Source organism: Thiorhodococcus fuscus (genome assembly GCF_042682685.1).
Taxonomy (GTDB): Bacteria; Pseudomonadota; Gammaproteobacteria; order Chromatiales; family Chromatiaceae; genus Imhoffiella; species Imhoffiella fuscus.
In genome coordinates this window covers 156,294-166,449 of record NZ_JBHUHX010000051.1, presented here as the reverse complement: position 1 = coordinate 166,449, position 10,156 = coordinate 156,294, and the positions used below count along the sequence as shown (strand labels likewise).

At 66.8% G+C, this 10,156-nt stretch carries 3 protein-coding genes; all 3 read right to left on the bottom strand.

Translation table 11 applies throughout. The features are described from left to right. Positions 1 to 571: 571 nt before the first annotated feature. The 3 genes from ACFSJC_RS16915 to asnB all read right to left on the bottom strand — a co-directional run bounded on the left by ACFSJC_RS16915 (position 572) and on the right by asnB (position 10,151). Entirely contained in the window at positions 572 to 703 is a 132-nt protein-coding gene (locus tag ACFSJC_RS16915) for a maturase (protein ID WP_386028374.1), read from the bottom strand. A 293-nt stretch (positions 704 to 996) separates the two neighbouring features. Beyond that, positions 997 to 8,259 carry an amino acid adenylation domain-containing protein gene (locus ACFSJC_RS16910; protein WP_386028373.1) on the bottom strand — a complete coding sequence of 2,421 codons (7,263 nt, stop codon included), beginning with the start codon at positions 8,257 to 8,259 and terminating at the stop codon, positions 997 to 999. A 26-nt stretch (positions 8,260 to 8,285) separates the two neighbouring features. Then, positions 8,286 to 10,151, bottom strand: a complete 1,866-nt coding sequence (gene asnB / locus ACFSJC_RS16905) for an asparagine synthase (glutamine-hydrolyzing) (protein WP_386028372.1) — start codon at positions 10,149 to 10,151, stop codon at positions 8,286 to 8,288. Positions 10,152 to 10,156: the final 5 nt, after the last annotated feature.

The window sequence follows — 10,156 nt, the reverse complement described above, 5'->3', positions numbered from 1 at the left end:
TCTGCTCCAAAATATCTCAGGAAAAACAACGCACCATCGTACACTCAAAGTTCTGTGTAATGGGATGCGTCAAGCCTCAATCCTCGAGTCGCCAGCAGCATCAATCCGCAGGTAGCTTCAAGTCTGAACTACAGGGTCGCTAGCAGCATCAACCCAGGCGTCGCTAGCAGCCTGAACCCTCGTGTCTCAACGTCACTGAATCCAAATGTTGTTTCTAACATTGCTGGCCACTACGTCTGGTCACTGGAATTGGAGGCTGTTGCGTTTACTGTCGAGGCTAACGACCGCGTGCGGCTTCTCTTTGATACAAGTGCCGAGTTTACTGGTGTTTTGATAGTCGTTCGCGACGATTTCGTAAATGAGTTTGACCTCGATAACGAGTGGACGGGGTATTGGATCCATGCGCGCGACAACGTTTGGCTTCGGTTCGCGGTAAATGGCGAGTGGGTTGGGTTCACGACATAACGCCGAATCGGGTAAGGGCGGGTATTTAGCCCGCCCTCCCCACACCACCTAGCATGCGGGTCCGCACTAGGCGGTTCACAACACAAGAAGGGAGCACACGAGGACTTCAGGCATAGCCATGCGCTTTCATCCACTGATCGCGAATGCTGATCAAGCCCTGACTTTTCAGCCAGTCATTGGTCATCCCGGTTTGCGTGCCCAGCGACCGGGACAGGTGCCAGTCGCTCTTGGAGCTCATGCCCGTCCAGATCGCGGTCCGTATCCGTGTTCCCAGAGCCCTCAGCTGACGAATGCGATTGTGCACCCCTCGCCACTGTTTCCAGTAGCACATGCGGATGCGTCGCCTCAGCCAGTGGTCCAGCTCGGAGATCGGCCGGTAATCGTCCGAGATGCCAAAGATGAAACGGGCGTTAGGTTGGGCCGACGAAAGGAGGCCCAACGTACGACGTCTTGTTGGGCCTCGTACCTCGGCCCAACCTACGAGCCGGCGGTTTCACGGTAAGGATTGATCGAGCAGAGCCTCGAATCCCGTCACAAACCAAGCCGATCCGCCAAATCGTCCATATCCAGTTCGCTCGCCCGATGCGCGTGTCGTATGCCGCTGGACCGGTCGAGCGCGTCGCGCAGCGCCTCGACGAAGCGCTGTCCCTGCTCCTCGTCGATGAGGGCGAGGTCCGCCGTGACCGATAGGTAGAGACCCTCCGCGACCCGATGGGCGAGCAGGGCGAGGGCGTGTCCGGTTCGGAAGCTCGGGTCGATCGGGTTGCCCAGGCCGTTCCAGTCCACCCGCAGCCGATCAGTCGGGCCGTCGCCGGACAGGTCTCCCAGATAATTGAGCGCCAAGGGGGCCTGTGCGTCGCGCAGATTCCGTCCGTCCTCGCGCATCCAGGCCAGTAGGGCGTGCCCTAGGCCGCCTCGCGGTAGTGCTGCGAGTGGATCGTCCCGGGATCCGGCGGTCACATGGACCGGCGTGATGCGGGTGAGCCAGCCGACGAGGTCTCCGGCGGCGGGCAGGTGCGCCGGCAGGTCGCGTCCATGGGTCTCGACGTCGATGACGCTCTCGGGCCAGCCGAACACCTCTTGGGCCGCCTCAGCCATCGCCAGCAGCAGCCCGCTGGCGAGCGGTTCGCGTCCGTTCCCGCGCCCCAGGAGATCCGGGCTCAGCTGGTCATGGGTCAGGGTCATCTCGAAGCGGTGCGTCGCGTTGCGGGCGCTGCCGTTCGGCTTGATCGGCAGACCGAGGGTTCCGCAGACGGCCGCGACCCGGCTCCAGTAGTGCCGCTCGGAGACCGTGGTCGGCGATTGGGCCTCCCTGGCCAGCGCGGCGGTCAAGGCGCCATAGCTCGTCGCGGGCGGGGGCAGGGCGGTCTCCGGCTCATCGAGCAGGGCCGCGAGATCGTCCAGCAGGATCCGCCAGGACAGGAGATCGACGGCCAGGTGGTGCGCGGTGAGGAAGAGACGGTCGCCCGAGTCCAGACGCAGGAGATGGGCGGCGAGGAGGCGTCCGGTCTCGGGGTCGAAACCGGAATGCACCTGCTCGGCGAGCCGTTCGAGATAGGGCTCCACCTCCGTTGCCCCATGGGTGCGGAGATCGTGCCGCTCCAGTGCGCACGGCGTCCCGGAGGGTTCGAGCCGTGCCTGCTGCCGATCCAGCCGGAAACTCAGTGCCGGATGACGTTCCGTCAGCGCGGCCAGCGCGCGCTCGACGCGGTTCGGTGTCGAGGATTCGGGCAGATCGACGAGGATCGACTGGTTGAAACGCCCGATGGGGCCGCCGTCGCAGCGCGACAGGAACCAGTGCTGAATCGGGTGCAGGGCGACCGGGCCAGTCTGCGTCTCGGCCAGGGCCGGGCTCGCGTCGCGTGCGTGAGCGGCGAGCGCGACGGCGGACTGGTACTGGAAGATATCGGTCGCCGTGATGCCGATCCCCAGTTTTCCCAGGGCGCCGACCGCGCGAATGGCCGCGATCGAATCCCCGCCGAGTCCAAAGAACGAGCGATGCGGATCGATCCCGGTCTGTCCGAGGATCTCGGCGAAGACTCGGGCGATCGTCCGCGCGGTCTCCGTCACCTCGCCCGGTTCCTCGTCGTGCCGCTCGGTCGCCGTGGGGACCAGGTCGGGCAGCTCGTCACGGGCCAGCTTGCCGCTGACCGTGCGCGGCAGGGTCTCGATCTCGCGCAGCAGACTGGGCACGGCATAGCGCGGCAGATGCCGCAGCGCATGGGCCCTGACATCCTCCAGGAAGCTGTCTTCGACCTCGCGCGGCGTCCCCTGATCGTCGAATAGATGCTCGCGCAGCGGATTGCCGCCGAGGTCCCCGGCCGTGTGGGGCATCGACACCTCGAACGTCTGGATCGGCTCGCCCTCGCGCAGGATCGCGGCGGAGAGATGGAAGTTCGGATGCAGTCCGTCGGCATCCAGGGTGCGGGTCAGGGTTCCCTCGATTCGGTCCCCCGTCCTGAGCGCGAATCCCTCCAGCGCGATGGGGACGTAGATCGGCAGCCAGCTCGATGTCGTCTGGAGGATGTCCACCTCGCGGTTCGCGCCGACATCCAGGGTCAGCCACAGCAGGAAACCGGTGAACCGGCCGTCGCGCAGCGCCTCCAGCGCGATCCGGTGGCGGTCCTCCAGCGGCCAGTCCCGCGTGAAGTCGAGACGCTCGAAGACGTCGGATCCGGTCAGCAGGCGTTCGCGGTCGAGACGCCGGAGGCAGAGGCGCAGATCGAAGGGCCGTCCCCGCTGCTCGAAGATCCTCGTGACGTAGCGCGCCGTCAGTGGGGAGAACCCTGGCTCGATCTCGTCGGCCGGCAGCTCCAGGGCGGCGATGCGGGTCTCGGTGCGGCGCGGCAGCATGTTCTCCGGCGACTTCAGCAGTGCCCGTGCCGCCTGCAGGATGACCGCCGCGCCTTCCGAGCCGCCGATCGACCCCACGATCTCCGAGATGCACCAGTCGACCTTCTCCGGCAGTTGGACGCTGGAGGCGTCGCCCGTGACGATGCGGATGCGGTCCTCCAGTCCCAGTTCGGAGACCGTCGCGCGCGCCCGATCGGCGATCTCGGGATTGATCTCGATGGCGTAGACGTATCGCGCCCCCGCCTCGACGGCCATGCGCGAGAGGACCGCATAGGGCCCCGGGCCGACCTCGACGACGGTCTTGCCCGGCAGATAGCGGCGGAATCCCTCCATATAGCGGAGGTTGCGGCCGCGGTCGGTGGCCATGGCCGAGTAGAGGATGTCGTCGTAGACGAAGAGCTCGGCGATGGACGGCCAGACGCCGACCTTTCCGGGCCGGCGCAGGATCCAGGCGCCGACCGAGGTATAGCGGCCCTCGTCGCCCAATGGGGTCACGATGGCCTCGGCGACCTCGGGCGCCCCCCTCAGGGTCTCGGCGACCTCGTCGAGCTCCAGACGCTGACCGGCGACCTTGATCTGGCCGTCGTTGCGCCCGGCGAAGAGGAGCTCGCCGTCATCGCGCAGGATCCCCATGTCCCCGGTGCGATAGACCCGCGTCTCGGGGCCGTCCGGTCCCTTCGTGAAGGCGGCGGCCGTCAGGTCCGGGCGCTTCAGATAGCCCCGGGCCAGCCCCAGGCCATGGAGTCGGATCTCGCCGGGCACACCGATCGGGCAGAGACGGTCCTTGGGGTCGCGAATGGCGAGACCGCAGCCCGCGATGGGACGGCCGATGGGGATTCGGGGACCAGGCGTCTCGGACCGCGTCCGGAAGAGGGTCGAGCACACCGAATTCTCGGCGGGTCCGTAGGCATTGAAGAGACGCAGCCTGGCACCGAAGCGCCGGGCGTCCTCGACGCGCGCCGGTTCTCCGGCCGAGACCAGGGTTTCGAGGCTGTCGGGCAGATGATCCCCGATGACGGCGAGGTAGCTCGGCGGCAGGGTCGCGACGCTCACGCGCGTCCGTTCCATGAAGTGGCGCAGCTCGGCTGGATGCTCGACCGTCGCCTGAGACGGGATCGCCAGCCGTCCGCCGGACAGAAGCGCGGTGAAGATCTCGGAGATGGAGGCATCGAAGACGGGGGCGGCGAATTGCAGCACCCGGCTGCTCTCCGTGATCCCGAAGGTCTCGATCTGCTCGCGGATCATATTGGCGACGCCCGCGTGCTCGATCAGTACGCCCTTGGGCTCGCCGGTCGACCCGGAGGTGAAGAGGATGTAGGCCAGTCCCTCGGGGCGCGCCCGATCCACGGCATCACGGACCGGGGCGATCTGGCCCGGATCGATCCGGGTCCGCGAATCGGGCAGCTCGGCCATCGGCAGAGCGGTCAGCACATGGCGGATCTCGGCCCACTCCAGGGTCGCCTCGATCCGGGTCCGCGGCCAGCGCTCGTCGAGCGCCACATAGGCCCCGCCCGCCTTGAGGATTCCCAGGATCCCGGCGACCCCTAGGATCGAGCGAACGCCGAGCACGGCGACCGCCTCCTCGGGCTGCAGACCGCGCGCGATCAGGTCGTGCGCAATGCCGTTGCCGAGCCGGTCCAGCTCGGCATAGGTCAGGCTGCCGGTCTCGTCCGAGACCGCGATGCGGTCCGCGCGCTCCTCGACGACGTCCGAGAAGATGCGGGTCAGGGTTCGGGCCGGGCGTCCCTGATGGCTTCGGTCCAGCCGGGCGACGAGTGCGGCCTGGGTGGCGTCATAGGGCGTCAGATCCGCGACGGGCGACTCGCAGCCGGGCATGAGCTGCTCCAGGATCGCCCCGTAATGGCGGGCGATGCGCGCCACCTGTTCGGCGTCGAACAGCGCGGTGTCGTAGTTCAATGCCAGGGTGAAGGCGCCGCGCCGGCGGTCGTGGGTGACATGGAAGACGAGGTCGAAGCGGCTGAAGCGCCATTCGGTGTCGCGGCCCAGGGGAGACAGGGCGACGCCCGGCAGCTGCAGCTCGGGGCGATCGGCGTCGTAGTAGACCAGCAGCAGGTTGCAGATGGGATTGCGGGAGAGGTCCCGCGCCCGGCCCTGACCCGCGATCATGCGCTGGAAGGGCCACTCCTGATGGTCGAGCGCCTCTCTCAGGTCGCGCGTCGTGCGATCGATCAGCTCGGCGACCGTCTCCTGGTCGTGGAGACGCAGGCGCAACGGCAACGTGTTGGCGAAGAAGCCGATCTGATCCTCCAGGTCGGGATGGTTGCGCCCCAGAACGGGCGTCCCGATCACCATGTCGGACTGGCAGGCGCGCTGTTCCATGGCGATCGTCAGACCGGCCAGCAGCAGGGCGAAGAGGCTGGTGCCGCGCGCCTGGGCCAGGGTGGAGAGGGTGTCGGCGAGTACGGGCGGCAGCTCCTGGTGGAGCGTGCGGCCCTCGAATGCCTGGCGTGCCGGGCGTGCCTTGGCCTCCGGGAGCTCGACCGATTCGGGTGCCCCGCTCAGGACCTTTCGCCAATAGCCGTCGAGTTCTTGGGCCGTCTCGCCATGCAGACGCTCGGCCTGCCAGGCGATCACATCGCGATACTGGAGCCGGGGCGCGGGCGTCGGGCCATCCGTGGCGTAGGCCTCGCCGAGCCGCTGGACGAAGATGTCGAGCGATTCGCCGTCGCAGACCGCGTGATGGAAGGTGACGACCAGGATCGTCTCGGCCCCGGACGCGGCGGTCGCCGCGACGAGGCGCAGGAGCGGCGGCTGGGACAGGTCGAAGGGGCGCTCCCGTTCCTCGATCAGGAGACTCTCCGCCGTCGTCTCGATGTCCGACGCATCGGCCAGGACGCGGCGCTCGATCCGGAATTCCAGGTTTCGATCCACCCTCTGGCAGGGGACGGAGTCGATCTCGAGGATCCGGGTGCGCAGGATGTCGTAGGCATCCATCACCGACTGGAAGGCCCGTTCGAGCCGATCGAGATCCAGCCCGGGTCCGGCGCGGAAACCGTAGCAGAGGTTGTAGGCGACCGGGCTCATGCCGATCCGGTGCATGGCCCACAGCTGTTCCTGGGTGTCGGACAAGGGGTCCTGGGGTGCAGGCAGGGCCTGAGGGATTCCGGCCGGGGCCGCCGTGGTCGCTCCGGTGCCCATGCGTTCGGCCAGCCGGCGGATGGTCCGGGCCTCGAAGAAGTCGGCGATCTTGAGATCATGCCCGGTGGCGCGGAAGATCTCGCCGACCAGCTTGATGGCCTTCAGCGAGTCGCCTCCGAGATCGGCGAAGGGGGTTTCGACGCCGATCCGCTCGACCTTGAGGACCTTGCGCCACAGCGCTTCCAGCAGTCTCTCGGTCTCGGTTGCCGCCGCGACTGGTCCGGCGGCGCCGTGGACCAGTGCCTCTGGACGCGGCAGCGCCCGTTTGTCGACCTTTCCGTTCATCAGCAGCGGCAGCTCGTCGAGCGGCACGATGAAGCGGGGCGTCATATAGCTCGGCAAGAGGCTGCCCAGATGCGCCCGCAGCCGGTTGCTGTCGCGGTTGCCCGGGCCGACGAGGTAGGCGATCAGGAACGGGTCGGCCGGATCCTCTCGATTGACGACCACCGTGCACTGCTCGATGTCTGGCGCAGTTCGCAGCGCCAGCTCGACCTCGCCGGCCTCGACCCGATTGCCAGCGATCTTGACTTGCGAGTCGCGGCGGCCGAGACATTCCAGCCGCCCGTCCGGCAGCAGGCGCCCCAGATCGCCGCTGCGGTAGATGATGTCGTTCTGCTGCTCGCTGAAGGGGTTTTTCTGGAAGACCTCGCGCGTTGCCTCGGGTGCATTGACATACCCCAGAGATGGAAAGGCGGTGCGGATGCAGATCTCGCCGATCTCGCCGGTCAGGGCCGGGCGGTCCGCCTTCAGCACCAATGCGGCCGTATCGGGCAGACAATGCCCGACGGGCAGAATCGCATCCGCGACCAGGGCGTCGGTGTCGATCTCGTAGAAGAGCTTGGCCAGGGTCGTCTCCGACGGGCCGTAGAGGTTGACGATGCGCTGCCGGTCACCAGCGACCGCCCGCCAGTCGATCAGGTCGCGGCCGAACAGCGGTTCGCCCGCCAGGAACAGCCGTTCCAGCCGGTGCAGAGAGGCACGCTCCGATTCGGGCTGCGCGCCACGGGCCTGGGTGAGCAGACGCAGGAGGCTGGGGACGCAATGCAGCAGGGTCACGCCTTGCGCTTCGATCCAGCGCAGCAGGCTCGGCGGGTCGGCGATCACCTCGCGCGGTGGGATCGTGACCCTGCCGCCAAGCGTCAGCGGTAGCAGTGTGTCGCGCAGACTGACATCGAAGGTCACGGGCGCGAGCTGCGCGGTCGTTGTGTCCCTGCTCAGCTGGAAGGTCGTTCGCTGCCACGACAGGAAATGGTCGAGGCTCTTGTGACGCCCAAGGATGCCCTTGGGCTCCCCGCTGGAGCCCGAGGTGAACATGACATAGCTGGGCGCATTGGGCGCCATTGTCTCGATCTGAAGCGTTTCGGGTTGCAGACCCTCCAGATCGAGGGGCGCGAGTTCGGGAGCCAGCGAGACGGCCGAGTCCTTGGTTGCCCCCACATGGACCAAAACGAAGGGGCGGGCCTTGTCCAGCATGGCGCGAATGCGGGCTGGCGGAAGGTCCGGGTCGAGCGGCATGAAGGCGCATCCGGACGCGGCGACCCCGAGCATTGCGGCAACCTGCAAGCTGCCCGCGCGACACAGGATCGCGACGATGGCGGGTCCCTGTTCCGGCCTCGGGATTCGGCGCAGCGCCTTGGCAAGGCCGCCGGCGAGGCCCATGAGTTCGCTGTAGGAGAGCGAACGTTCCGCGTCTGCGACCGCAACCTCGGTAGGGTAATCGGTCGCGGCCCTCAGAATGGCGGTCCTGTAATCGAGCATCGTCATGGCTTTGCCCCAGCTCACGTGTGCCGCTCGAAACGTGCGGCCTGTCAGGGTGGAGAGAGATCGAACAGGTCCATCAGCAGCTCCGTGGTCAGGACGATCATGAGATAGTCGTCCTCGTAGGTCTGGCTGATGTCGAAACCCGGTTTTTCGTATTGGGCGCGCAAACGCGCCACGGTCGCGGGATCGAATACCCCGCGTCGTGCGATGGTGTCGGGCGATAGGAGGTCCAGGATCCAATCCTGACCTCGGCGCAGCAGCCGGGGGCTGCCCTGCGCGACGAAGCTGAACTTGCGCCGCGCGACGAGTTCGGGTGGGAGGTATCTCAGCGCGAGCCGCTTGAGCAGATATTTCTCCTCGCCGCCGCGCACCATCAGTTCGGGCGGAATGCGACGCGCGACCGCGATTACATCGGGATCCAGAAAGGGATAGCGGGCCTCGACGCTCGCGGCATAGGCGACCCGGTCCGAGTGATCCGCCAGCAGGTGGTCCGGCAGACGCAGCTTGAGATCCAGATAGGAGCGTTTGTGGAAATCCGATCGCCCGGCCAATTGGCCGACATCGATCGGCGGTGCGGCGAGTGCCGAGAAGTCGTGGCGTCGCGCCGCCAGCTCGGGCGAGAACAGCGCTTGGGTCAGCTCGGCATTGGCCGTGTAGTCGCGCTCGTAGAAGAAGCCGCTATCGCCCCAGAGTCGGGCGCGGGTTTCCTCCTCCAGCAGCGCGTCGAGGTCGAGCTCGCCGCTGTCGCGTCGCGTTTGGTCGAGCCGATAGCCGACATAGCCTCCGAACAGCTCATCGGCGCCTTCCCCGGTCAGGACGACGCGCATGCCCTGTTGCCGCACCAGCCTGGCGAGTGCCAGGGTGCAGGCATTGTAGCTTTCCTTGAGGGCGGTCTCGCCGGCCCAGACCACGTCTCTGAGACTCGAGAGCACCTCGTCCTCGTCGAATTCGACCGCGTGATGGACGCTGCCCAGACGGTCCACCATGAGCGCCTGCCAGCGTCGTTCGTCGATCTCGGGGCGGTCGAAGGTGATCGAAAAGCTGTGCCGGCTCTGCTCGGGTGCGATCCTGTGGGTCAAGGCGGCGATCAGCGAGGAGTCCAGCCCGCCGCTGACATAGAGGCCCACCGGCACATCCGCCATGAGCCGTCGGCGCACCGCCTGGGTCAAGGCGGCATCGAGCGCATCGAGCAGCTCGGCCTCATCGGTTTCGGTCTGGGCGGAATCCGCGCATGTCGGAAAGTCATAGTCCCAGTAGCGGATCTCGCGGCAGCGGTTGCCCTCGACCACCAGCAGGTGTCCGGGCGCGAGGGCATGGATTCCCGCGAACAGGGTGCGCGGGCTCACCAGACCGGGAAAGGTCAGGATCTGGTCCAATCCAGCCGGATCCAGCCGGCGCTCGACCTCGGGATGCGCCAGTAGCGCCTTGATCTCGGAACCGAAGACGATGGCGTTGGCTGTCTGCGTCCAGAACAGTGGCGCAATCCCTGTCTGGTCGCGTCCGAGCACCAGGCGCTTGCGGGCCTCGTCATAGACGGCAAAGGCGAATTGTCCGTTCAGGCGCTCGGCGAGCTGGAGACCCTCATGCAAATAGAGATGAGGGAGCACCTCCACGTCGCAGTGCGTCGCGAATTCGGCCCCCTGACGCCGAAGCTCGGCGCGTAACTCCTGGTGGTTGTAGATCTCGGCATTGGCGACGGAGATGATGCGTCCGCCATCGGCAAACATCGGCTGATGGCCGCCCTCGATATCGACGATCGCCAGGCGGCGGCAGCCCAAGGCTACCCTGTCACCGATCATCAGGCCCTCTTCGTCGGGACCGCGATGGACGATCTGCGCCATCATGGATTTCAGGATGGCTTGGGCGTCACCCCGCAGCCCCGCATGCTGATAGATTCCGGCAATCCCGCACATGGCGC

Excerpts from the sequence above, each read along its gene's own strand:
- ACFSJC_RS16915 (WP_386028374.1), bottom strand. The coding sequence starts at position 703 with ATGAGCTCCAAGAGCGACTGGCACCTGTCCCGGTCGCTGGGCACGCAA.
- asnB (WP_386028372.1), bottom strand. The coding sequence starts at position 10,151 with ATGTGCGGGATTGCCGGAATCTATCAGCATGCGGGGCTGCGGGGTGAC.